The sequence below is a fragment of the Microbacterium nanhaiense genome (genome assembly GCF_014646015.1).
Lineage (GTDB): Bacteria > Actinomycetota > Actinomycetes > Actinomycetales > Microbacteriaceae > Microbacterium > Microbacterium nanhaiense.
Genome location: NZ_BMMQ01000008.1, coordinates 26,556 through 50,456, shown reverse-complemented (window position 1 = coordinate 50,456; position 23,901 = coordinate 26,556). Strand labels below are relative to the sequence as shown.

General features: G+C 69.0%; 24 protein-coding genes, 2 tRNA genes and 1 riboswitch. Of the genes, 13 read left to right on the top strand and 13 right to left on the bottom strand.

The annotated features are described in order from the left end of the window. Window positions 1-16 precede the first annotated feature (16 nt). The 3 genes from IEX05_RS12230 to IEX05_RS12220 form a co-directional block, all read right to left on the bottom strand. Window positions 17-1,216 (bottom strand): ROK family transcriptional regulator, encoded by a 1,200-nt coding sequence (locus IEX05_RS12230; RefSeq protein ID WP_188702269.1) that lies wholly within the window; start codon window positions 1,214-1,216, stop codon window positions 17-19. Between the two features lie 123 nt (window positions 1,217-1,339). Further along, complete coding sequence (locus IEX05_RS12225; RefSeq protein ID WP_188702268.1) at window positions 1,340-2,359, bottom strand: ABC transporter permease; 1,020 nt, start codon at window positions 2,357-2,359, stop codon at window positions 1,340-1,342. Continuing rightward, complete coding sequence (locus tag IEX05_RS12220) at window positions 2,356-3,876, bottom strand: sugar ABC transporter ATP-binding protein (protein WP_373286305.1); 1,521 nt, start codon at window positions 3,874-3,876, stop codon at window positions 2,356-2,358. Before IEX05_RS12220 ends, IEX05_RS12225 begins: the two co-directional genes overlap by 4 nt. Before the next feature lie 244 nt (window positions 3,877-4,120). Between IEX05_RS12220 and IEX05_RS12215 the strand changes: the two genes are divergently transcribed. From IEX05_RS12215 to IEX05_RS12200, 4 genes are all read left to right on the top strand, one after another. Further along, window positions 4,121-5,188 carry a substrate-binding domain-containing protein gene (locus IEX05_RS12215; protein WP_188702267.1) on the top strand — a complete coding sequence of 356 codons (1,068 nt, stop codon included), beginning with the start codon at window positions 4,121-4,123 and terminating at the stop codon, window positions 5,186-5,188. A 195-nt stretch (window positions 5,189-5,383) separates the two neighbouring features. After that, window positions 5,384-6,538 (top strand): Gfo/Idh/MocA family protein, encoded by a 1,155-nt coding sequence (locus IEX05_RS12210; RefSeq protein ID WP_188702266.1) that lies wholly within the window; start codon window positions 5,384-5,386, stop codon window positions 6,536-6,538. 10 nt (window positions 6,539-6,548) lie between these two features. Then, on the top strand, window positions 6,549-7,550 hold the full coding sequence (locus IEX05_RS12205) for a sugar phosphate isomerase/epimerase family protein (RefSeq protein WP_188702265.1): 1,002 nt from the start codon (window positions 6,549-6,551) through the stop codon (window positions 7,548-7,550). Between the two features lie 224 nt (window positions 7,551-7,774). Continuing rightward, window positions 7,775-7,957, top strand: a complete 183-nt coding sequence (locus tag IEX05_RS12200) for a hypothetical protein (RefSeq protein ID WP_188702264.1) — start codon at window positions 7,775-7,777, stop codon at window positions 7,955-7,957. A gap of 305 nt (window positions 7,958-8,262) precedes the next feature. Here the strand turns inward: IEX05_RS12200 and IEX05_RS12195 are convergent, their stop codons facing one another. Next, the gene (locus IEX05_RS12195; protein WP_188702263.1) at window positions 8,263-9,114 is read right to left on the bottom strand and encodes a siderophore-interacting protein; all 852 of its coding nucleotides are present in this window, start codon (window positions 9,112-9,114) and stop codon (window positions 8,263-8,265) included. Between the two features lie 145 nt (window positions 9,115-9,259). On the opposite strand from IEX05_RS12195, the gene IEX05_RS12190 reads away from it, so the two are divergent. From IEX05_RS12190 to IEX05_RS12175, 4 genes are all read left to right on the top strand, one after another. After that, entirely contained in the window at window positions 9,260-10,267 is a 1,008-nt protein-coding gene (locus IEX05_RS12190) for a siderophore ABC transporter substrate-binding protein (protein ID WP_188702262.1), read from the top strand. Between the two features lie 64 nt (window positions 10,268-10,331). Beyond that, a complete protein-coding gene (locus IEX05_RS12185; RefSeq protein WP_188702261.1) occupies window positions 10,332-11,300 on the top strand; it encodes an ABC transporter permease in 969 nt (322 codons plus the stop codon). Then, window positions 11,293-12,306 carry an iron chelate uptake ABC transporter family permease subunit gene (locus IEX05_RS12180; protein WP_229661295.1) on the top strand — a complete coding sequence of 338 codons (1,014 nt, stop codon included), beginning with the start codon at window positions 11,293-11,295 and terminating at the stop codon, window positions 12,304-12,306. The genes IEX05_RS12185 and IEX05_RS12180 overlap by 8 nt, the downstream gene beginning before the upstream one ends. Next, window positions 12,303-13,058: an iron ABC transporter ATP-binding protein gene (locus IEX05_RS12175; protein WP_188702259.1), complete on the top strand. Its 756-nt coding sequence runs from the start codon at window positions 12,303-12,305 to the stop codon at window positions 13,056-13,058. Before IEX05_RS12180 ends, IEX05_RS12175 begins: the two co-directional genes overlap by 4 nt. 26 nt (window positions 13,059-13,084) lie before the next feature. On the opposite strand, the gene IEX05_RS12170 is transcribed toward IEX05_RS12175, so the two are convergent. Next, window positions 13,085-13,897 carry an aggregation-promoting factor C-terminal-like domain-containing protein gene (locus IEX05_RS12170; RefSeq protein ID WP_188702257.1) on the bottom strand — a complete coding sequence of 271 codons (813 nt, stop codon included), beginning with the start codon at window positions 13,895-13,897 and terminating at the stop codon, window positions 13,085-13,087. Between the two features lie 357 nt (window positions 13,898-14,254). Beyond that, window positions 14,255-14,347: riboswitch (TPP riboswitch) on the top strand. On the opposite strand from IEX05_RS12170, the gene thiM reads away from it, so the two are divergent. The 4 genes from thiM to IEX05_RS12150 all read left to right on the top strand — a co-directional run bounded on the left by thiM (window position 14,330) and on the right by IEX05_RS12150 (window position 17,672). Further along, window positions 14,330-15,139, top strand: coding sequence for a hydroxyethylthiazole kinase (thiM, locus tag IEX05_RS12165; protein WP_229661294.1), 810 nt, complete (start codon window positions 14,330-14,332; stop codon window positions 15,137-15,139). (Overlaps the previous riboswitch by 18 nt.) Further along, window positions 15,136-15,975, top strand: coding sequence for an ABC transporter permease (locus IEX05_RS12160; protein WP_188702253.1), 840 nt, complete (start codon window positions 15,136-15,138; stop codon window positions 15,973-15,975). Before thiM ends, IEX05_RS12160 begins: the two co-directional genes overlap by 4 nt. Continuing rightward, window positions 15,972-16,931: an ABC transporter substrate-binding protein gene (locus IEX05_RS12155; protein ID WP_188702251.1), complete on the top strand. Its 960-nt coding sequence runs from the start codon at window positions 15,972-15,974 to the stop codon at window positions 16,929-16,931. Before IEX05_RS12160 ends, IEX05_RS12155 begins: the two co-directional genes overlap by 4 nt. A gap of 123 nt (window positions 16,932-17,054) precedes the next feature. Next, complete coding sequence (locus IEX05_RS12150; RefSeq protein ID WP_229661293.1) at window positions 17,055-17,672, top strand: ABC transporter ATP-binding protein; 618 nt, start codon at window positions 17,055-17,057, stop codon at window positions 17,670-17,672. Window positions 17,673-17,675: 3 nt separating this feature from the next. Here the strand turns inward: IEX05_RS12150 and IEX05_RS12145 are convergent, their stop codons facing one another. The 8 genes from IEX05_RS12145 to IEX05_RS12110 form a co-directional block, all read right to left on the bottom strand. After that, a complete protein-coding gene (locus IEX05_RS12145) occupies window positions 17,676-18,791 on the bottom strand; it encodes a hypothetical protein (RefSeq protein WP_188702248.1) in 1,116 nt (371 codons plus the stop codon). A gap of 7 nt (window positions 18,792-18,798) precedes the next feature. After that, entirely contained in the window at window positions 18,799-20,613 is a 1,815-nt protein-coding gene (locus IEX05_RS12140) for a hypothetical protein (protein ID WP_188702245.1), read from the bottom strand. A gap of 88 nt (window positions 20,614-20,701) precedes the next feature. After that, window positions 20,702-20,777: transfer RNA gene (locus IEX05_RS12135), tRNA-Gly, on the bottom strand. A gap of 100 nt (window positions 20,778-20,877) precedes the next feature. After that, window positions 20,878-21,192: a helix-turn-helix domain-containing protein gene (locus IEX05_RS12130; RefSeq protein WP_188702243.1), complete on the bottom strand. Its 315-nt coding sequence runs from the start codon at window positions 21,190-21,192 to the stop codon at window positions 20,878-20,880. Window positions 21,193-21,358: 166 nt separating this feature from the next. Further along, window positions 21,359-21,430: transfer RNA gene (locus IEX05_RS12125), tRNA-Val, on the bottom strand. Window positions 21,431-21,485: 55 nt separating this feature from the next. Beyond that, a complete protein-coding gene (locus IEX05_RS12120; protein ID WP_229661292.1) occupies window positions 21,486-21,683 on the bottom strand; it encodes a hypothetical protein in 198 nt (65 codons plus the stop codon). A gap of 55 nt (window positions 21,684-21,738) precedes the next feature. After that, window positions 21,739-22,662 (bottom strand): DNA-3-methyladenine glycosylase family protein, encoded by a 924-nt coding sequence (locus IEX05_RS12115; protein ID WP_188702240.1) that lies wholly within the window; start codon window positions 22,660-22,662, stop codon window positions 21,739-21,741. A 56-nt stretch (window positions 22,663-22,718) separates the two neighbouring features. Further along, complete coding sequence (locus IEX05_RS12110) at window positions 22,719-23,348, bottom strand: winged helix-turn-helix domain-containing protein (RefSeq protein WP_229661291.1); 630 nt, start codon at window positions 23,346-23,348, stop codon at window positions 22,719-22,721. Window positions 23,349-23,595: 247 nt separating this feature from the next. Here IEX05_RS12110 and IEX05_RS15330 point away from each other — a divergent pair, with 247 nt between their 5' ends. Beyond that, a complete protein-coding gene (locus tag IEX05_RS15330) occupies window positions 23,596-23,883 on the top strand; it encodes a GNAT family N-acetyltransferase (protein ID WP_229661290.1) in 288 nt (95 codons plus the stop codon). The last annotated feature ends 18 nt before the right edge of the window (window positions 23,884-23,901 follow it).

Sequence of the window (23,901 nt, the reverse complement as noted above, 5' to 3'; positions counted from 1 at the left end):
GCTCACCCGCGCGCGATCACGCCGCGGCGGTCGCGATGCGCGCCTCCGCGATCGCCCGGATCCCCTCGGGCGAGAGCGCGTGCTCGATGGCGAGCAGGCTCGCCCCGATCACGGCGGCGCGGGATCCGGCCGCCGACTGGGCGATCGAGAGGTGCTCGGTCGCCAGCGGCATCGAGCGGGTGTAGACGACCTCCCGCACGCCCGCGATGAGCTGGTCGCCCACGCGGGCCATGGATCCGCCGATCACGATGATCGACGGGTTGATCATGCTTACCGCGACGGTGAGCATCTCGCCCACGTCGCGGCCCGCCTGGCGCACGGCCTGGATCGCGGCGAGGTTGCCGTTCTTGACGAGCTCGACGATGTCGTTGCCCGTTTCGGCCGGTTCGCCCTGCTCGCTCAGCGCGCGTGCGATCGCGGGGCCGGAGGCGAGCGCCTCGAGACAGCCCGTGTTGCCGCAGGTGCACGGCACGTCGGCGCCGCGGGCGAGCGGCACGTGTCCGACGTCGCCGGCGATGCCCTGCGCGCCGCGCTGCAGGCCCCCGCCCGAGATGATCCCCGCGCCGATGCCCGTGGCGACCTTGACGAAGAGCAGGTCGTCGCACTCGGGCCAGGCGACGGAGCGCTCGCCGAGAGCGGCGATATTCACGTCGTTGTCGACGAGCACCGGCACGTCGAAGTGGTTGCGCATCCAGCCGGGTACATCGAAGCGATCCCAGCCGGGCATGATCGGCGGATTGACGGGCTGGCCCGTCGAGAACTCGACGGGACCGGGCAGGCCGATGCCGATCGCGGCGACGTCGTCGCCGGCGTGACCGGCCTCGTCAAGCAGCTCGCGGGATCTCTCGACGAGCCACGACAGGACGGTTTCGGGGCCGTCGGCGATCCGGATGCTCCCCTCGGTCTCGGCGAGCACGGATCCGGTGAGGTCGGTAACCGCGACCGTGCCGTGCGAGGCTCCGAGGTCGGCGGCGATGATCACGCGCGCCGCGGGGTTCAGCGCGAACTGCGACGGCGGGCGGCCGCCGGTAGAGACACCGTCGGCCACCGGGGTGATGAGTCCCGTCGACAGGAGCGAGTCGATGCGGGCGGCGATCGTCGAGCGGGCGAGTCCCGTGAGTCGCGCGAGTTCGGCACGGGTGCGCGGCGCGCCGTCGCGCAGGATCTGGATCAGCTCGCCCACGCTCCCGCGCACCCCGGACGTCGTCTCAGCCATGTCGATCCCCTCGTTCGAGACGATCGTTCGAACCAGACCGCCGATCGCCGAATGTGCCCCATGCTATGTGAGCGGTCCGGCGAAACGGTGAGGGCGCCGGGCCGCGTGCGCGGCGGAACCGAGCTACTGGCCGGGCCTCGAGGCGAAGCGCTGCTGCAGGAGCACCGCGACGACGATGATGATGCCCTTCGCGACGGCCTGCACCGACGACGAGAGGTTCAGTTGCACGAACACGTTCGACAGCGTCGAGAAGATCAGCACGCCGAACACCGTGCCGGTGATGGTGCCGCGTCCGCCGATCAGCAGCGTGCCGCCGACGACCACCGCGGCGATCGCGTCGAGCTCGTACAGGTTGCCGTGCGTGGCGGTTCCGGTGGTCGTGCGGGCCAGCATCATGACGGCGGCGATGCCCGCGCAGGTGCCGGCGAGGGCGTACAGCCACATCGTGTGGCGCTTCACCTTGATGCCCGAGAGGCGCGCCGCCTCCCGGTTGCCGCCGATCGCGACGGTGCGCCGGCCGAAGGTCGTGCGGTTCAGCAGGATCCAGCCGGCGGCGGCGACGAGCACGAAGATCCAGATGAGGATGTCGACGCCGAGGATGTCGACGTTGAAGGCGCGCTTGAACTCGCTCGAATCGACGAGCGTGTTGCGGTTGCCCGACACGAGCTCGGCGAGGCCGCGCGCGCCCACCATCATCGCGAGGGTCGCCATGAACGCGGCGACCTTGCCATAGGCGATGACGACGCCGTTGATGAGACCGGCGAGGAACCCGGTGGCGAGCGCGATCACCACGAGCATGATCCAGTGAGTGTTCTCGACGATGACGTCCTGCAGCGCGTCGGCCGTGGCGACCACGGATGCCAGGGCGAGCACCGCACCGACGGAGAGGTCGATGCCGCCCGCGAGGATGACGAACGTCATGCCGATGCTGATCACGCCGATGACCGAGGCCTGGCGGAGGATGACGAGGATGTTGTCGAGGCCCGCGAATCCCGCGCCGTCGGTGATGGTTCCGACGGCGAAGATGACCGCGAGTGCGACGACGAGACCGAGGTTGCGGCCGGCGGATCCCGAGAGGGCGCGCCGGAGGGCCGACGGCGGCGTCGCCGTCGTGCCGGTGGTGTCCGTGGATTGCGTGCTCACGCTGCTGTTCCCTTCATGACGAGATCGAGCACGCCGTGCTCGTCGATCTCGGAGGAGTCGACTGTGGAAAGGAGGCGCCCGTCGCCGATGACGAGCACGGTGTCGGCGAGGCCGAGCACCTCCTCGATCTCGCTCGAGATGACGACGATGGCGTTGCCGGCATCGGCGAGCGCCCGGATGAGCGCGTAGATCTCCGCGCGGGCACCGACGTCGACGCCGCGGGTCGGCTCATCGAGCAGCAGGATGCTGCTGCCGTGCACCAGCCACCGCGCGAGGAGGATCTTCTGCTGGTTGCCGCCCGAGAGCGCGCTCGCCGGGAGCGCAGGATCCGCGGGCCGCAGCTCGAGCGCCGCGATCTGCTCGTCGGCGGCGGTCTTCTCGGCGCCCTCGTCGAGGAAGCCGGCCTTCGCGAACCGCGCGAAGCTGGACAGGGTGATGTTGCGGAAGATCGGTTCGCCGAGAATGAGCCCCTGCGACTTGCGCTCCTCGGGGCTGAGCCCCAGACCCGCGGACACCGCCGCGTCGACGGATCCGCGCGGCAGCTTCGCGCCGCGCACGAAGACGGATCCCTCGCTCGCCCGGCGGGCGCCGTAGATCGTCTCGACGATCTCCGAGCGGCCCGAGCCGACGAGGCCCGCGAGCCCCACGATCTCGCCCGCGCGCACCTGGAAGGAGACGTCGTCGAACTCGCCGCTTCGGCCGAGGCCCTCGACGTCGAGCACGACGGGAGCGTCGTGCGCGACGCCGGGCCGCGGGGGGAAGGCGTTCTTCAGCGCGCGACCGGTCATGTGCCGGATGAGAACGTCGGTCGGGGTGTCAGCCACGAGCAGGTTGCTCGCGGTCGAGGCGCCGTCCTTCAGCACGGTGATGCGGTCGCCGATCGCTCGGATCTCGGCGAGGCGGTGCGTGATGTAGATGACGGCGATGCCCTGCGAGGTGAGCTCCTTCACCACGCGGAAGAGGTTCTCGACCTCCTCCCCGTCGAGAACCGCCGAGGGCTCGTCCATGATGATCAGCTCGATGTCGTGCGAGAGAGCGCGCGCCATGCTGACGATCTGCTTCTCGGCGGCGCTGAGCGACCCGACTTCGGCGTGTGGCGAGAGCGAACCGTGGCCGAGCCGGTTGAGGAGTTCGCGAGTGCGGGCGACCTGCGCCGAACGCTGGGTGAAACCGCCGCGGGTGAGCTCGTGGCCGAGGAAAATGTTCTCGGCGATCGTCAGGCCGTCGACGACGTCCAGCTCCTGGTACATCGTGGCGATGCCGAGATCGATAGCCGATTGTGGCCCGTCGACGTTCGCGCGCTCGCCGTGCCAGAGCAGCTCGCCGGTGTCGGGGGAGTGCACGCCCGCGAGCACCTTGATGAGCGTCGACTTGCCCGCGCCGTTCTGGCCGAGGAGGCAATGCACCTCGCCCGGGGCGACGTCCAGGTCGACGCCGCGCAGCGCCTTCACGGGGCCGAAGCGCTTCTTGATTCCCCGCACCGAGAGTAATGACGGTTGGTGGTCGACTTTGATCACGCGATGAACATAACACCGCGGGCAACTCGAGCAACAGGGCCAGGATCCGAATTCCTCCACGGGATGCTCGGCAAAGATGTCACCGGTCAGCGGCAAGAAAACGGCCTCGCCCGACTTATAACGATTGGCACGCAAAAGATGTACAGCTGTGCACGTGTTCTGCTAACGTCGCGGGTGTCGACGTAGACAAGCCTGGGTGATGGGGCGGCGGCGTCGACCGACTGCACCACTTCAAGGAGGAATCATGCAGGTATCCACGACATGGCGCCGTCCGCTGCTCACCGGCGTGGCCGCGCTGGCAGCGATCGGTCTCCTCGCGGGTTGTACGAGCGATGGCACCGAAGGGGAGAGCGCTCCCGAGGCCCCGGCAGAGCAGGGCGGCGACACGGGCTCGACCGACGGCGAGGGCTCGTCCGACGGAACCGTGACGATCGGCTGGTCCGGCCCCGCGATTTCGCACGGCTGGTTGGGTTCGATCGGTCAGGCCGCGGAGGACACGGCGGCGAGCTTCGACGACGTCGAACTGCGCGTCGCCGAGGGAACCGACGACGCGAACCAGCAGATCGCCGCCGTCGAACAGTTCATCAACGACGGCGTCGACGTCATCGTGATGCTGCCCACGGACGGGGCAGCCCTCACCCCGGTCGCGCTCGAGGCCATGGCGGCCGGGATCCCCGTCGTGAACGTCGACCGCGAGTTCTCCGACCCCGATGCCGCCCGCGTGACCATCCTGGGTGACAACTACGGCATGGGCGTCTCGGCGGGACAGCACATCTGCGAGCAGATGGAGGGCGTCGACGACGCGGTCATCGGCGAGATCGCCGGCATCGACTCGCTCCCGCTGACCCAGGACCGTTCGCAGGGATTCGAAGACGCGCTCGCCGAGTGCGGCCTCGACGTCGACGCGCGCGTGGCCACCGACTTCACCGTCGCCGGCGGAGAGGAGCAGACCACCGCGCTGCTGACCGCGAACGATCACTTCGACGCGATCTGGAACCACGACGACGACCAGGGCATCGGCGTCCTCGCCGCCATCAACAACGCTGGCCGCGACGAGTTCATCCTCGTCGGCGGCGCCGGCAGCAAGAACATGATGGAGGAGATCCAGAACCCCGACAGCGTTGTCGAAGCGACGATCCTCTACCCCTACACGCAGGCGGCGGACGGCATCGCGCTCGCCCGCTCGCTCGCGAAGGGCGAGTCGATGTCCGAACTCGTCACCCAGGGCATCCCGCGCCGCATCGTTCTCGATGCGCCCGTTGTGACCGCCGAGAACGTGGACCAGTACATCGACCAGGCCTTCGAATCCTGACCCCGCGACATCCGCGGTCCCGGCAGTCAGCGGGATCGCGGATGTCGCCTCCGTCCCCGGCCTCGCGACGGGGCGGACGGCATCGACGCAACCGGCCGATTCGGATACGGAATGCGTCGATTCGCTGCGATGAGCGCGATGACACGAGAGAATGCGGGTACCTCGAACGAGGACCGCAGCAGAAAGGATCCCTCCATGACCGGCACACTCCGGGTAGCGATGATCGGATACGGATTTATGGGCGCCGCCCATTCCCAGGCCTGGCGCACCGCGCCCCGCGTCTTCGACCTGCCGAACGACATCGAGATGGCCGTGATCGTCGGCCGGAACCCGGAGGCGGTCGCCGACGCGGCCGCGAAGTGGGGCTGGCAGGAATCCGCGACCGACTGGCGTGACGTCGTGACGCGCGACGACATCGACATCATCGACATCGTCACGCCCGGGCACTCCCACCACGAGATCGCCATCGCGGCGCTCGAGGCGGGCAAGCACGTGCTCTGCGAGAAGCCCCTCGCGAACTCCGGGGGCGACGCGGAAGCGATGGCCGAGGCGGCCCGCTCGAGCAGCGCCAAGGCGATGCTCGGCTTCACCTACCGCCGCGTGCCCGCACTGACCCGCGCGCGCGACCTCATCGCCCAGGGCGCGGTCGGTACCGTGCAGCAGGTGCGCGCCGCATACCGGCAGGACTGGCTCGTGGATCCGGAAGCCCCGCTCTCGTGGCGACTGCAGAAGGACCTTGCGGGCCACGGGGCGCTCGGCGACATCGGCGCGCACGCCATCGACCTCGTGCAGTTCCTCACCGGCCTGTCGGTGGAGAAGGTCTCCGGCGTCATCGACACGATCGTCAAGGAACGCCCCGTCGAGACGGAACGCGTAGGCATCGCCGGCAAGGGCGGAGACGAGAAGGCGCCCGTCACCGTCGACGACGTCGCCATCTTCACGGGCCGCCTCGAGAACGGCGCGCTCGCCGCGTTCGAGGCCACGCGCTTCGCCACCGGCCGCAAGAACGAGCTCAGCGTCGAGATCTCCGGCGACAAGGGGGCGATTGCCTTCAACCTCGAGAGCCTCAACGAACTGCAGGTCTACGACCGCACCGCCGACGAGCTCAGCCAGGGCTTCACCCGCGTGCTCGTCACCGAACCCGGACACCCCTACCTCGAGGGCTGGTGGCCGACCGGACACATGCTCGGCTACGAGCACGCGTTCAGCCACCAGGTGAAGGACTTCATCGACGCTATCGCGAACGATACCACCCCGACCCCGACCTTCGACGACGGCGTGCAGGTGCAGCGCGTGCTCGACGCCGTCGAAGCGAGCAGCAACGACGACTCGCGCTGGGTACAGATCTAAGGAGAAAGCAATGACCCGACCCATCACGCTCTTCACCGGACAGTGGGGCGACCTGCCCTTCGAAGAAGTCTGTCGCCTCGCCGGCGAGTGGGGCTACGACGGCCTCGAGATCGCGTGCGGCGGAGACCACCTCGACCCCTCGCGGTGGGACGACGACGCCTACATCGCAGACCGGAAGGCGATCCTCGAGAAGAACGGCCTGCAGGTGTGGGCGATCTCGAACCACCTCACCGGCCAGGCCGTCTGCGACGACCCCATCGACTTCCGCCACCGCGACATCCTCACCGCCGAGGTGTGGGGCGACGGGGATCCCGAGGGCGTGCGCCAGCGCGCCGCCGAAGAACTCAAGAACACCGCGCGCCTCGCCGCGCGCCTCGGCGTGAAGACCGTGACGGGCTTCACCGGATCCGCGATCTGGAAGTACGTCGCGATGTTCCCGCCCGTCTCCGACGAGGTGATCCAGGCCGGCTACCAGGACTTCGCCGACCGCTGGAACCCGATCATCGACGTGTTCGAGGAAGAGGGCGTGCGCTTCGCCCTCGAGGTTCACCCCTCCGAGATCGCGTACGACTACTGGACGGCGAAGAAGACCCTCGAGGTCATGGACCGACCCGGATTCGGCCTCAACTTCGACCCCTCGCACTTCATGTGGCAGCAGCTCGACCCCGTGCCGTTCGTGCTCGATTTCGCCGACAAGATCTTCCACGTGCACGTCAAGGAATCGGTCACCGCGCTCGACGGGCGCAACGGCGTCCTCGGATCCCACCTCACCTGGGATAACCCTCGCCGCGGCTGGACCTTCGTCTCGACGGGGCACGGCCAGGTTCCCTGGGAGAAGATCTTCCGCGCACTGAACTACATCGGATACGACGGGCCGACGAGCGTCGAATGGGAGGACGCCGGAATGGATCGCCTCGACGGCGCCGCCGAGGCCGTCAGCTTCGTACGCAAGCTCAACGCGATCACGCCGCCCTCGGCCCTGTTCGACTCGGCGTTCTCGAACCGGTCGTAGTCGCTCCGGCGGGCGCTCCGCATTCGGGGGATCCGCTCGGTCGCTCCGCGCCCGTGCCCCCGGGCCCGCGTCCCGCGGATCCGCTGCGCGGATCCGCCCGCCAGGCCCGGAGCCAGCGGGCACGGGGGCACGGGCGCTGCGCTGCGTGGTCCGGTCGCGTTTGTCGCGAACGCCGGTACGGGGGCGGGGATTACCTGTTTATCGGTGTGCGCGGAGAATCAGGCGTGACGCACGTCCCCGCGGGGAAGGAAATCATGAAGCCGTCCGTCAAGGTGGCGCTTAGCCTCATTCCAATGGTGGTCTTCGTCGTGGTTCTGGTGGTGCTCATCGCCCAAATGGATCACGCTACAAGCGGGTCCGCGGAGGATACCGAAGCGAGTGCCGTGTCGACGAGCGCGGATACGTAGACCGACCGTCGTTCATGATCGAGGCTCAGTGGTGGTGGGCTTCGGCGGGCTCGTGAGAAAAAAGGTGGGGGCGCTGCCGAGCGCTCCACCGCTCGTGCCTGCGAGCACCCAGCCCTTACGGACAAGTCGTTTCATCTTGCCGAGGCTTCGCGTAGAAACAACTCTCTGCTTACCGAACATTCTCGGGCTCCTCTGCGGGGTGGACAGGCGACTGGGCGGTGGATGGGGCAGGGCAGCGGATCCTTCCGCACCATCCTCGATTTCCTTGAGCGCGGGCGAAAGCGCCCGCACTTGCGTCGACGCCGTCAGTGGGCGGCGTGGTATTCGGTGTCGCCGCTCTTCCAGTAGCCCTTGATGACCGCGCGCTCGGTGTCGATGTTCCAGCGGGCGGCGAGGTCGCGGGCCGGCTTGACGATCGACTGCTCCGCGGCGACGAACGCGAACGGGTCGTCGCCCGGCTTGTCGTCGTCGTCCAGGGCGAGCAGCGCCGAGGCGAGGGCGGATCCCGGCACTCCATCGGATCCGCGGTGCACGTAGGCGACGGGGGCGGCCGTGTCGATGTCGACCTGGTGGGCACCGCCCCGCACCTCGATGAGGATCAGCGCGGGCGCGTCCTCGGGGATGATCGCGGCGTAGCGGCGGATCTGGGCGATGGCCGTCTCGTCGCCCGCGAGCAGCCAGCCGTCCGGCGAACCGACGATGCGGGTGGTGGCGCGGGGGCCGCCGATGCCGATGGGGGATCCGATCGGGGCGTGCACGGCCCAGCGGCTCGCCGCGCCATCGCCGTTCTCGGGAAGCTCGGGCGCTTCGAGGTCGCCGTGCAGGGCGAATTCGAGGTCGAGGTAGGGAACGCCGTCTTCGGTCTTGCCCCACTGCACCGGGGTGAACTCGCGACTCGGGGCCTCGCGCAGCTCCTCGACCGACGGCAGCTCGGCCACGGGGCTGGCCGACGCGTCGTATGCCGGGAGGAAGATGCGGATGTGGTCGTCGGCACCGGCGACCTCGCCGAAGCCCTCCAGATCGTCGCCCTCGACGCGCACGCGGACGTAGCTCTCGGTCGCGAAGTACCGGTCGGTGAGGCGCGCCGCGCGGAAGCGCAGCTCGAGCCACTCCCGCTCGAGAGAAAACGAATTGGTAACGGGGTTCGACGAAGTCATGGAAGTTAGGTTAGCCTACGTTGAGCCGGGTGAGGCTTGCCTAACTTCTCCGCAGGCCGCGTCCCACGAGCGTACGCGTCGCCCGGATCCCTCGACTGATAGCGGCCCGTTTCGGCGTGCCCGAAGATACCTGGAGTGACCCCGCATGAGCATGATCCGACCCCTCTCCGCGCTCTCTCTCGTCGCCGCGTCGGCGCTCGTTCTCGCCGGTTGTGCGTCGAACGACGCCGCGGCAGAATCGCCGGAGGAGTCGGCTCCCGCCGCGGAGGAGGCTCCCGCGTCGGTCACGTTCACCGACAACAACGGCGAGCACACCGTCGACCTGCCCATCGAGTCGGTCGTCGCGACCGACAACCGCACCTTCCAGACGCTCGACGATTGGGACATCGAGCTGACGGCGGCGGCCCGCGCCCTCATGCCCTCGACCATCTCGTACCGCGACGACGAGTCGATCGTCGACCTCGGCGTGCACAACGAGCCCGACCTCGAGGCGATCGTCGCGGCCGACCCCGACCTGGTCATCAACGGTCAGCGCTTCACCCAGTTCGAGGACAAGATCGCCGAGCTCGTGCCCGACGCCACGATCGTCGCGCTCGACCCGCGCGAGGGCGAGTCGTTCGACGGTGAGCTGAAGCGTCAGGTCGAGGTGCTCGGCCAGATCTTCGGCAAGGAAGAGGAGGCCGAGAAGATCGAGGCCGACTTCGATGCCGCCGTCGAGCGCGTCAAGGCCGCCTACGACGCCGACCAGACCGTGATGTCGGTCATCACCTCGGGCGGCGAGATCGGATACTCGGCACCGGGCGCCGGCCGCACCTTCGGCCCGCTCTACGAACTGCTGGGCCTCACCCCGGCGCTCGAGGTCGAGGACTCGTCGACCGACCACCAGGGCGACGACATCTCGGTGGAGGCGATCGCCGACTCCAACCCCGATTGGCTCCTCGTCCTCGACCGCGACGCGGCGATCCTCGCCGAGGACCCCGAGTACGTCGCCGGTGCCGACGTGATCGAAGGATCCGAGCCGCTCGCGAACGTCACCGCTGTGAAGGAGGGCAACGTCGTCTACATGCCCGCCGACACCTACACGAACGAGAGCATCCAGACCTACACCGAGTTCCTGAACGAGCTCGCCGACGCCCTCGAAGCAGCGGCGTAAGTAACTGACCCGTGGTGGGGCGCGAATATGCGCCCCACCACGACGCACGTCCGGAAGCTCTCTCATGCCGTCCACACGCACCCGCGCGAGACTCTTCGACGCGAAGCTCCTTATCGGGATCCTCGTCGTCGCAGGGCTGCTCGCGCTTTCGCTGTTCACCGGCGTCTACGACATCTTCGGCACCGATGACGGCGCCGAGATGTTCGCCATGACGCGCATTCCCCGCACGATCGCGCTCGTCCTCGCCGGCGGCGCCATGGCGATGGCGGGGCTCGTGATGCAGCTCCTCACCCAGAACCGTTTCGTCGAACCCACTACGACGGGCACGACCGAATGGGCGGGCCTCGGCCTGCTGGGTGTGCTCATCTTCATCCCGCAGGCGTCGATCCTCACGCGCATGGCCGGCGCGAGCATCGCCGCCTTCATCGGGACGATGGTGTTCTTCCTGATCCTGCGTCGCGTCTCGCTGCGCTCGTCGCTCATCGTCCCCGTCATCGGCATCATGCTCGGCGCCGTCGTGGGATCCATCTCCACCTTCGTCGCCCTGCAGACCGACATGCTGCAGAGCGTCGGGATCTGGTTCGCCGGCAGCTTCACCTCGGTCTTCCGCGGCCAGTACGAGCCGCTGTGGATCGTGCTGGCGGTGGCGATCGCCATCTTCATCGCGGCCGACCGATTCACCGTCGCGGGGCTCGGCAAGGAAGTCGCCACGAACGTGGGCATGCACTATGAGCGCGTGATCCTCCTCGGCACCGCCATGATCGCGATCGCCACGGGCGTCGTGACCGTCGTGATCGGCAACCTGCCGTTCCTCGGGCTGATCGTGCCGAACATCGTGTCGATGATCCGCGGCGACGACCTGCGCAGCAACCTGCCGTGGGTGTGCCTCACGGGCATCGCAATCGTCACCGTCTGCGACCTCGTCGGTCGCACGATCATCATGCCGTTCGAGGTGCCCGTCTCGCTCATCCTGGGCGTCGTCGGGGCCGCGGTGTTCATCTTCCTGCTGTTGAGGCAGCGTCGCCGTGGCTGAGGTCATCCGCAGCTCGCGCCCGCTGCCCACCCCGCACGCGCGGCGGAAGTACGCACTCATCGTCGGGATCCTCGCCGTGCTCGCCGTCGCATTCGCGGCGGGCCTGCTCGCGTGGGACAACCCGATGCCGTTCGGCACCGAGGGATTCTGGCGCATCGCGAAGCTACGCGCGACGAACCTGATCGTCATCGCGGTTGTCGCGGTCTGCCAGGCGGTGGCGACCGTCGCCTTTCAGACCGTGACGAACAACCGCATCATCACGCCGTCGATCATGGGCTTCGAGTCGCTCTACCGCGTCGTGCAGACCGGCGCCGTGTTCCTGCTCGGAATCTCGGGCGTCGTCGCGCTGCAGGGCGTGCCACAGTTCCTCCTGCAGATCGCGCTGATGGTCGGCTTCTCGCTGCTGCTCTACGGGTGGCTGCTCTCGGGCAAGTACGGAAACCTGCAGATCATGCTGCTCGTCGGCATCGTGATCGGCGGCGGCCTCGGCTCGGTGTCCACGTTCATGCAGAGGCTGCTCACGCCGAGCGAGTTCGACGTGCTCACGGCCCGCCTGCTCGGCAGCATCTCCAACGCCGACGCCGACTACCTGCCGATCGCGATCCCGCTGATGCTCGTCGCGGTCGTGCTCGTCTGGGCGAGCAGCCGGCGCCTGAACGTGATGGCTCTCGGGAAGGAAGCGGCGACGAGCCTCGGCGTGCCGTATCGCCGGCAGCTCATGTACACGCTCTTCCTCGTGTCGATCCTCATGGCCGTGTCGACGTCCCTCGTCGGGCCGATGACCTTCCTCGGCTTCCTCGTCGCCACCCTCGCCTACCAGTTCGCCGACACCTACGACCACCGCAGGATTTTCCCCGTCGCGGTGCTCACCGGCTTCTGTGTTCTCGCGGGTGCGTACTTCATCATCAAGAACGTGTTCTCCGCGCAGGGCGCCGTCTCGGTCATCATCGAGCTCGTCGGCGGCACGCTCTTCCTCATCGTCATCCTCAGAAAGGGCCGACTGTGATCTCGCTCACCGGAGTTCGCAAGCAGTACAGCAGCGAGGTCGAGATCGGCCCCGTCGACATCCGGATCCCGGGAGGGGGTATCACGGCACTCGTCGGCCCGAACGGCGCCGGCAAGTCGACGCTGCTGACGATGATCGGTCGACTCCTCGGCATCGACGAGGGGACGATCGAGATCGGCGGATTCGATGTCGCCAGCACGGCGTCGAAGGATCTCGCGAAGGTCGTCTCGATCCTCCGGCAGGAGAACCACTTCGTCACGCGCCTGACGGTGCGTCAGCTCGTCGGCTTCGGGCGCTTCCCCTATTCGAAGGGCCGCCTCACGGCGCACGACGAGGAGATCATCAGCCGCGCGATCGACTTCCTCGACCTCGGCGAGCTCGAGGGGCGCTACCTCGACGAGCTCTCCGGCGGTCAGCGTCAGCGCGCCTACGTCGCCATGGTGCTGTGCCAGGAGACCGACTACGTGCTCCTCGACGAACCGCTCAACAACCTCGACATGCGGCACAGCGTGCAGATGATGCAGCAGTTGAAGCGCGCCGCCGTGGAACTCGGCCGCACGATCGTCATCGTCCTGCACGACATCAACTTCGCCGGGCACTACGCCGACCGGATCTGTGCGCTCACGAACGGCAAGCTCGCCTACTTCGGGACGCCCGAGGAGATCATGACCGACGAGGTGCTGTCCGACGTGTTCGAGACGCCCGTGCACGTGATCGAGGGCCCGAACGGACCGCTGGCGGTGTACTACTAAGGGCCCGCGGGGCCGGGCCCGGCGGGTCAGTACCAGTTCATGGCCTGGCTGTGGCCCCAGGCGGCGCACGGGGTTCCGTAGGCGCGCGAGATGTAGTCGAGGCCCCAGGTGACCTGGGTGGTGGCGTTTGTCTGCCAGTCGGCCGCGACGGTGGCCATCTTGCTGCCGGGCAGCGACTGCGGGATCCCGTAGGCGCCGCTCGACGCGTTGGAGGCCTGGTAGTTCCAGCCCGATTCCTTCGTCCACAGCGAGTCGAGGCAGCCGAACTGGTCGTCGCCCCAGCCGTAGGTGGAGGCCATGAGCTGGCGGGCCGTGTTCTTCGCGCCCTCGGGGGTGTTCGCGGCGGCCTGCGCCTCGGCGGCGGCGACGGCCGCTGCCTCCGCCTCCTCCTCGGCCTTCTTCTTCTCGGCCTCGACCTGCTTCTCGTAGGCGGTGACCTTCTCGGTCACGATCTGCGTGAGCTCGTCGACGTGCGCGGTGCGGGCGGCGACGACGGTGGCGGGGGTTTCGGCGTAGCGGGCCAGCTCGTCGACGCGCGCCGCGAGGTGCGGGGTATCGATGCCGTCGAGCTCGGCGCGCTTCATGACGCTCTCGGCGGCCTCGATAGAGGCTTTTGCCTCCTCGGCGACGTGCCCGGTGGCCAGCTGAACCGTGGCGGCCTGGCGGGCGCTCGTCGATTCCTCCGCCATCGCGGCCGTGCCCGTCGCGACGAGACCGCCGACGACGAGCGCGGCGATGACGGATCCGGTGATGAGCGCGGCGCGCTTGCTGCGGCGCTCGGCGCGCTCTCGGTGGGGCTGCGGGAGCAAGGACTGGGTGGCGGTTTCGTACTGGTTCATGGGGGAGTGATCCAATTCGGTCGGGTGCGGCGCACGGACATCGCTCGACACGAGTGGTCCGAGGCCCCGTCGGCTCGACCTGTGAACGCCGGCTACGACCCTCGCCCGCGAGTCTGGACGGAGCCGAAGAAATCCCCAGGCGGAGCCCGAATCGCGCCTCGAGGCGCGGATTTCAAGCCCGAAAGCTGGGAACGGGGCCGAATCGGCGTCGATCGGCACCAGCGCGCGGATCCCTCGGCGCCATCCGGATTGATAACGAAGTGATAACGCCGGAGTTCTCTGAGTTTCCTCCGAGGGCGGTGAGAACGCCACGGTTTTGGGCCTCGCGGCGAAGTCTGGTAGACATCTGAACGAAGACCACGTGACACGGGGTGCCGCCCAGCGGCTGAGATCACACCCGTTGAACCTGAACTAGTTCGTACTAGCGGAGGGATGTCGCGCATGACCAGTTCTGCGCTCTCCACGGCCTCGGCCGACGCCCTGACGAGCCTGCGTCGCAACACGCCGCTCGTGCAGGTCATCACCAATCGTGTGGTGCCGGGGTTCACCGCCAACGTGTTGCTCGCGCTCGGTGCGGCAGGCGCGATGGTCGACATCCCCGTCGAGGCGGGCCCGTTCGCGCGCGCCGCACACGGCCTGCTCGTGAACCTCGGCACCCCGGGCGCCGAGCAGCGCGAGGCGATGCTCGAGGCGACCGAGGCTGCCGGCGACGCCGGAACGCCGTGGGTTCTGGATCCGGTGGGGATCGGATCCGCACCCGTGCGCACCCCGCTCGCGCACGTCCTCGTCGCCCGCGGGCCCGCGATCGTCCGCGGCAACGCCTCGGAGATCCTCGCGCTCGCCCGCGCCGGAAGCGGGGGCCGCGGCGTCGACGCGACCGACGCCGTCGACGCCGCCGCGGATGCCGCGACCGCGATCGCGCGGGAGCACGGATCCGTCGTCGCCGTGTCCGGGCCCGTCGACCTCATCACCGACGGCACGCGCATCGCCCGCGTCGACAACGGCGATGCCCTGCTGACGCGCGTGACGGGCGGCGGCTGCGCCCTCGGCGCCGTGATGGCGGCCTTCGCGGCCGTCGCGGATCCCTTCGAGGCGGCGGTCGCGGCGACGGCGAGCTACTGCCTCGCCGCGGAGGACGCCGCCGCCCGAGCGGACGGCCCCGGCACCTTCGCGGCGCACTTCCTCGACGCCCTGGCGCGGATCCAACCCGCGGACGTGCGCTCGCGCGCGGCCATCGCATGACCGGCGTCCTTCCGCAGGAGACGTCGGCCTCGGAAGGCGGAACGCGGGGGACCGGGGCCTCGGAGCGAGGGTTCCCCTCCCGAGCCCTCGCGCGGATCCGTCCCTGGTTGTCGATCCTCGCCCTCGTCGCGACCTGGCAGGCGTGCGCCTGGGCGGGGATCCTCGACCCGCGCTCGCTGCCCGGGCCCGCATCGCTCCTCGCGACCGCCGCCGGGATGGTCGCGGACGGATCCCTGCCGCTCGCGCTCCTCGTGAGCCTCGGCAGGGTGCTCGCCGGCACCGCCATCGGTGTCGTCGCGGGGCTCGCCCTCGGGTTGGCGGCGGGGCTCTCGACCGTCGCGCGCGACATCGTGGATCGGCCGATGCAGGCGATTCGCACGGTGCCGTTCACGGCGCTCACGCCGCTGCTGATCCTGTGGTTCGGCCTCGGCGAGACGCCGAAGATCGTCCTCGTCGCCCTCGCCGTCACCGTGCCGATGTACCTCAACACCGTCGGGGGAGTGCGCGGCGTCGACCGCCGGGCGCTGCTCGTCGCCCGCGCCTATCGGCTCAGCCGCTGGCGCACCGTGCGCGACGTGCTGCTCCCCGGGTCCGCGCCCTCCATCCTCGTCGGCCTGCGCTTCGCGACCGGGGTGGCGTGGGTGGCCGTGATCGTCGCGGAGACCGTCAACGCCGCCAGCGGCGTCGGCTACCTCCTGACCCACGCCCGCACCTTCGGGCGCACCGATGTCGTGATGGTGTGCATCGTCGTGTACGCGGTGCTGGGTCTTCTCACCGACCTTGCGGTGCGCGCGCTCGAGGCGCGCGTGCTGCGTCCCTATCAAGGAGCCTCATGAAGCGCGCGATCGCCGCCATTCCCGCCGTCCTGCTGCTCGCCGGGTGCGCACCCGCGAACACCGCGACCGACGACTTCGAGCTGCGCGTCGGCGCCCTGACGACGCAGAACGTGCTGACGCTGTGCCAGGCGTCCGGCGGTCTGGACGGGCCGATCGAGGAGGTCGGCGGATCCGTGACGGCGTCGGATCCGTTCCCCGCGTTCGCGCCGGCGTCGGAGGCGCTCGCCGCGGGGCACATCGACGTGGGATCCAGCGGGGCCACGGGCGTGCTGTCGGCTCTCGCGGGAGGCCGCGACCTCGTGGTCGTCGCCGTCGAGCGCAACGACAACGATACGCAGGGCATCGTCGCCGGCTCCGGCACGGGCATCGCCTCGATCGAGGACCTCGCGGGCCGCACCGTCGCGATCAACGAGGGCGGCACGGGCGACTACCTGCTGCGCAAGGCCCTCGTCGAACATGGCATGACGATCGACGACGTCGAGCCCGTCTCCCTCGCGCCCGCCGATGCCGCGACGGCGTTCTCCTCGGGGCAGGTCGACGCCTGGGCGACGTGGGACCAGTACCTCGTCTCGGCGCAGGTCGATCTCGGCGCGACCCTCGTGGCCTCGGCCGCGGACATCGGGGCGCAGAACCCGAGCGTGCACGTTGTGTCGCGCGAGTTCGCCGACGAGCACCCGCTCGGCGTGGGCGCGCTCTATCGGGCCCTCGAAGGGTGCGCGGACGAGGTCGCGGCGGATCCGTCGATCCTCGCCGACGCCTACCGCGAGGCGGGTGTCAGCGACGCCGTCGCCGAGGAGATCATCGCGCACCGGGCGCCCTCCATCGCGCCCGCCGACGAGGATTTCGCGGCGGAGTTCGCCGAACTGGCCGAGTTCTACGCCGATCAGGGCCTGACGGACGAGCTCGTCGACACCTCCGCCGCGACCGCCGACGTGCGCACCTGGGTCGAGGGCTGACATGCACGTGTCGGATCCGCGGGGTTGGTCCCGAAGTGCAGAGGATTCGCGCGTGTGGTTCCGCAGTTCGGGATCATGTCCGCGCGTGGGGATCGGGGCGGCATGACGGTCAGGGCGCGCGGTGTGCGAAAGAGGTACGGCGGGCGCGAGGTGTTGCGTGGGATCGACCTCGACATCGCTGCCGGTGGGATCGTCGCGCTCGTGGGGCGTAGCGGGTGCGGCAAGTCGACGTTGCTGCGCGCCATCGGCGGGCTGGAGAGCGTCGAGGGTCGAATCGACGCCCCGCGCGAGGTCGGCTTCGGTTTCCAGGACGCGAGCCTGCTGCCGTGGATGCCGGTGTGGCGCAACGTGCTCCTCGGCATGGAGCAGCAACCGCGGGAGCGGGCGGAGCGGATCCTCGACTCCGTCCACCTCTCGGCCCGCGCGGACGCGTGGCCGCTGACGCTCTCGGGCGGTGAGGCGCAGAGGGTGTCGCTCGCCCGCGCCCTCGTGCGCGAGCCCCCGCTGCTGCTGCTCGACGAGCCCTTCGGTGCGCTCGACGCCCTCACGCGGCGGTCGATGCATGCGCTGCTCCGCGAGCTGCACGCGAGCTACCGCCCCTCGATCCTCCTCGTAACGCACGACGTCGACGAGGCGCGCGAGCTCGCGGATCGGATCCTGGTGATGAGCGAGGGGCGGATCGTCGCGGAGGAGCCCGCCGGTGTCGAGCGCGAGACGCTCTTCCGGCATCTGGGCGTGTGAGGATCAGCCCGCGAGCGCGAGCGAGGCCGCCTGGAAGATGCTCGCGATGAGGCCGAGCCCGGAGATCACGAGTGGTGCGCAGTCGACGAGCCACGCGTTCAGCCGCGCCCAGAAGCGATTCTCATCCTTCGCGAGCGCCCAGAGGGCGACGAACATCATGACGACGATGCCGATCGACTGCCCGAATGCGGCGAGCCCCAAGATCTCTCCGATCTCCTCCTGTGGCTGGATCATGTCGTACATCTGGAGGAACACGACCGCGGCGAGATACGGCACGTGCACCGCGATGGCGATGAGGGCACGCCAGCACTCGCGAAACGAGCCCACGGATCCGCGTTCGCGGAGCGTCGCCCAGACGAGCGCGCCGCCGGCGAGGATCATGCCGGTCGCGAAGAACGGAAGGTCGTTCTTCAGGATGGCGACGGGCACGGCGATGAAGCCGTTCACGACGTCGCTCGCGCTCGGCTCGGAGGCTTGGCGGCGGTCGGGCCACTCGGTGTTCGCGATGCTCGCCTCGGGGCCGATGGTCCAGGCGATGAGGCCCGCCGCGAGCAGCACGAAGAAGATCAGCAACGCGTAGCGCGCCCACATCACGCGGCGCACGACGAGCAACCCCAGCACGAGGGGGATGGCGGCGAGGATGTAGCTGGGCACGGTCAGGCCGACGATGATGAGCGAGACGACCCATTCGGCGGGCCGGCCCGGCGCATCGGATTCGGCGATCGCCTGCGTCCACGGCAGTACGTTGACGCTCACCGAGAGAACGGCGTAGCCGCCGCCGATGATGGCGAGCACGCCGGCGATGAACGCGGCGGGCGAGGAGGTCCGCCGCTGCTCGCGGCCCCATCGCGGGCCGGGCGAATCGTCGATCCGGCGAGCGATGAGGAACGCGACCACGAAGGCGACGACGCCGATCGTGAAACTGGGACCGACGCGGCCGAGTGCCCGGCTCATGAAGCCGAGCGCAGGGCCGGGGGTGGCCAGCTGTTCGGATGCGCTCTCCTCGGAGACCGCCATCACGACGATGAAGCCGATCGCGTCGAGGATCGTCGCCAGGACCGCCGCGGCGATGACGAAGATCGGCAGGCGCGCGGGGGAGAGCCGCAGGACGTCGCGCATCGCGGGCCTAGTTTCCGTGCTCGTCGTATTCCGGATCCAGCACCCACTTGCCCGCGACGCTCACCGCGGCGCGCACGCTGGCCGAGGGGATGGAGATCGATCCGTCGCCGGCGACGAGCGCCTGGAAGCTCGCGATCGACCAGTACGAGTTCATGCAGTTGTCGGGTAGCGGAGGGGCGTCGCGCCTGCCCGGGCCGCCCTCGGAGTTACCGTCGTTGATGCACTGCCAGTCGTCGCCGAAGTCGAAGGACGCGATGCCACGGTCCTGCGACATGCAGTCCTTCACGAAGGTCAGCTTGGTGTAGTCGGCGGTCGTGTACTTCGTGTCGAGCGTCAGGTCGTCGTCCGAGGGGAAATCATCGACGAACTGCGGCGGGGTGACGTCGCTCGACGGGCCGCCACCTGACACGAGCCCGAGAGCGTCCCAAATGCGCTCCTCGTCCGTGCGGTCGTCGATGATCGCGAACTCGGCCTCGGGGTGGAGTTCCTTTGTGCCGGCGGTGAAGCCCTGAGGTCCGGGGCCCTCCGGGTCGTAGTTCACCGTGACATCGAGCGCGCACACGCCGGTCGCGAAGACGCGGGCATGCAAATCGTAGGAATCGACGACGATGTCGTGTCCCTCGGGGACGAGCTGCTCGACCTCGTCGGACAACGCCACGCGGACATCGTTGCCGGGGCCGCCGTTCCAGATGGGGGCGCACTCCGGATCCATGACGAGCAGGTTTCCGAAGTCGTACGCGCTGGCGGGCACGGAGGCCTCCGCCTCCTCGCTCTCGAGCGCCGCCCCTTCGGGCGCCGCGGTCTCGGCGGCATCGTTGGGCGCCGGATCCTCATCGGCGCTGCACGCGGCGAGCCCGATGGTCGTCGCGAGGATCAGCGCGGCGGCGGTAGCGGAACGGATGAGCGGAGTTCGCATGGGGTCCTTCACGTGCAGGCGAGCGAGGGATGGCGCGACAAACGTCGCGTCCCCGGTGGCGCGGGGGCCACCGGGAGGAGCGGCGCGGATCACATCCGGTCGTGGATGTCCCGCAGATCTTGATGGGTCTGGAAATGTCCGATGGCGTTGATGAGGTTTCCGACCTGTACCATCCGCCTCGTGCGCTCGTTCTCGGCGAGCTGAGCGGCCTGGAAGTTCTCCATGCGCGCGCGGTGCAGCTCCTCCTCGAGGAGATCGATCGCCTGCTGCACGCTGAAGGCGCGATGGTCGCGCACGAAGTTCCAGCAGCGGCCGACGTCGGCGCTGTTGAGGTAGCGCTCGGGGGAAGAACCCGACGTAGCCGAAGGTGTTGTAGGCGTCGCTGACCTCGCCGATCTTCCGGTCGATCGCCGTGACGTCAGGGGCGGCCATTTCCTCGATCCGCTCCCGGGTCGCGCGGTTCTCGCGCGTGATCTCGTCGTTCTTCACCGGGAGCCGCCGCGTGTTGTAGTGCCGCTTGACGATGGTCGCGCCCACGATGGCGACGATGGGAGGAAGGAGCATGGCGGTCACGGTGAACGTCACCAGCGCCGAGGTGCTTTCCAGCTCGGGGAGGACGCGGAGGGACATCGACAGCACAACGAAGGTGCCCGTGCCGAGCAGGAAGAACCAGAGCCACCACATGCACTTGCCCCACGGCTCCGCGAGAGGCCGGTACAGGTGGCGGTAGCGCGCGTACACCGCGTCGCGCTGCTCGTTCAGCTCTTCCAGCTGTCGAAGGATCGCGTAGAGCGTGTTGAGTCGACTCTCGAGTGCTTGTCTGTCGTCGGGCACGTGAGATCCGCTCTGCATGTCGAGCGAGCCCGTCGTCGACTCATCTATCGGTATGCCAATCACGATACTCATAAGTCATCATTCGGGCGAGCGCGAGATCCGCGGCAGGGGGCGTGCGGTGTCGGGAAACGGAAAAACCCCCGGCGAACCGGGGGTTTCATGGAGCGGATGACGAGACTCGAACTCGCGACCCTAACCTTGGCAAGGTTATGCGCTACCAACTGCGCTACATCCGCGTGCACCTCGCGTGAGGCGCGTACCGAAGCGCGAATCGGTGTGATCGCGCGTCGATAGTCTCATCATACTATGCGCCGGAGGGGTGCGCCGCACGGCGCATCAGGCGCGCTGCGGTCGCGGGGACGGCTCCGGCGTGTCGGCGCGACGCCTCGATGGTCGTCGCACGGCCGGCGGCTCGGCGGCCTCCGTCGTGCCGCGGCTCTCCAGGAGCTCGAGTGGATCCACCTCGATCTGTTCGGCGAGCGCCGTCAGGGTGTCGAGTGTGAGGTTCCGTTCGCCGCGCTCGACCGACGCGACGTACGTTCTGTCGTAGCCCAGGTGTATGGCCCATGCCTCCTGGGTGTAGCCGCGAGCGAGACGGATCGCGCGGAGGTTCTCGCCCAGTTGGCGATTCAACCGGCCGCGCTTTTCCATCTCTCCAGCGTCGCCAGATGATGCTCATGCGTACACGTACTTATGAGCATCAAGCGTCGGGGAGGCGGCCGGATCCGGCGAGGGGCTTCCGCGCGGACCGCGCGACTCCTATGATCGCGGCCCGCCGCAACGAAGAAGACCCCCGGAGAACCGGGGGTCTTGAGTGTGCGCGATACTGGGATCGAACCAGTGACCCCTTCCGTGTCAGGGAAGTGCGCTACCGCTGCGCCAATCGCGCCTGTGTGTAAGGCCTGTTAAGCATATCGGCGCCCTCACTGGGCGGAACCTGGGAGCTACAGCTCGGCGCCGTCGTCGTCTCGGTCGTAGATGCCTTGGTTGCCGCCGGCCTTCGACGACATCGCGATGACGGCGCCGATTCCGACGAGCACGCCGAGGGTGACTCCGAGCCACGGGCTGCCGAGGATCGACCCGACCAGCACGCTCAGGGCGAAGATGCCGGCGGCGATGAGCCACTTCTTCAGTGCGGACATGCGAACCATTCTGCCCCGTGCGGGCGTTTCGGGCGTCGTCGCGATCGTCGCGCCGTCAGCGCGCCGTGTGGTCCTCCTCGTGCAGGCGCGGGGCGCGACGGGGTTCGCGAACGCCGGCCGCCATGATCAGCCGGATCACCCTCTGCCGGTGCCCGCGCCATGGCTCGAGCAGCTCGAGCATGCCGTCGTCGTCGACGCGTGAGCCCACGAGGGCGTAGCCCACGTGATGCGCCAGGTGGAAGTCGCCGACGCTCACCGCATCCGGATCGCCGAGGGAGCGGATCCTCGCCTCCGCTGCGGTCCACGGGCCCACCCCGGGGAAGGAGAGGAGCGGATCCGGTGACGTCGCACCCTGCTCTCCAGCGCTGGTTCCGCGGCGCACCGCCCTCTCGACCGCGTCCGCGCGCGCCGCGGCCATCACGAGCGTCTTCGCCTGCGGGGGTTCGAGCCCCGCCCGGTGCCACGACCAGGAGGGGATGGTGCGCCAGATCGACGGAGGTGGCGGGGCGAACATCGCCACGGGGCCGGGGGCCCGTTCGCCGTGCCAGGTCACGACGCGCCGCCAGACGCGGAATGCCTGGCGGACCGTGACCTTCTGTTCGATCACCGCCTGCGCGAAGGAGTCGAAGGGCAGGTCGGTGCGCGCCAGTCGGAGGCCGCGGTGCCGCGCGAACGCATCGCGGACGAGGGGGTGCAATGAGGTGTCGAAACCCTCATCGGAGTCGAGTCCGCCGCAGAGGGCGGGCACCTGTGCGATGACCCACCCGCGTCCGGGGCCCCACGCGGCCGCCCGGACGGATCCGTCGCCCTGCGGGGCGAGGGCGAGCGTCGCGACGCCCGAGGGAGTGCGCACCGCGCGCCAGATGACACCGCCCGAGTGGCGCTGCGTCGGATCTCCGGGGCCGCGCTGCAGGGCGCCGACCGTCGCGCGGAGGTCGAGCGGCCTTCGCGGGCGGTACGTGGTCTGCAACGGATCCATACCGAAAACGGTACGGCGAAGCACCGACAAACGAGGTGAGTGCCCGGCGGCGGACGCTAGAAGCGGTCGGGCGAGGGGGCACCGGCGCCGTATCGGATGGTGACATCAGCGTGGCGGTCGAAGCGGTAGCCGATACCGCGCACCGTGCGGACGATGTCTTCGTAGCGGGCGAGCTTCGAGCGCAGCCGGCGCACGTGTACGTCGATGGTGCGCTCGCCGGGCGCGCCGTCGTCGCCGGCCTGCCAGAGCGCGTCGACGAGCTCGGTGCGCTCGATGGTGCGGCCCTCTCGCAGGACGAGGTACTGCAGGAGCTCGAACTCCTTATAGGTCAGCGCTGCGTTCTCGCCATCGATCTCGACGCGCTTGCGCGAGATGTCGACGGTGACGCCGATGTTCGTGTCGCGGTTCGGCGACGACTGCTTCGCGCGCGCGACGGCGCCCGGTTCCTTCAGCGCGAGACGCACGACATCGATGTCGCGACCGCCGGCCGACTGCGGGGCCAGGGCGACGGTGGCGTACGTTTCGGCGCGTGGCGACAGCTCCGCGATCGTGCGGCGCAGGGCTTCGACGATGATGTTGAGGCTGACGCCATCGGCCGCCGCGGAGGCCTCGTCGAGGCCGACGTAGAGGGCGAATCCGCGGGGTGAGGTGCCGGCGGGGAGTACAGGGGTGGACTGGTCGTTCACAATGTGGCCGTTTCGACGGGCGCGCTCTGCCTGCTACTCACGTAGCGAGAGTATCGCGCAAATAAAGGTTGAGGGAGGTTCGCGGTCGTCAGCGGCACATTCGACACATGCTGACGAGACCGGGCATCATCGCACCGGTCGCTCCGTTCGCCTCCCGGGCGGACAGAATCAGCGAATATGTCGTCATGTGAGCAATTGTTGCCTAGCGTCTCGCAATGTGTCAAAGAGTGTGACGCACAATGGAACAGTGAGTAACAACTTCGCCTTCACCGACGCACCCGACCACTCGCGCTACGAGCTGCGGTTGGACGGCGAGCTGGTGAGCGTGCTCGAGTATCGCCTCAACGGCGACGTCGTCGCCCTCACTCGAGCGTTCACGAACCCGGCCAAGCGCGGCCACGGATACGCCGCCGTCGTGACGGAACGCGCGATCGACGCGATCGAGGCCGAGGGGAAGAAAGCCCTCCCGGTGTGCTGGTACGTCGCCGACTGGTTCGCGGAGCACCCGGAGCGGAGCGGGGTTCTGGCGGGGTAGCGGCCGGGGCGCGCCCCC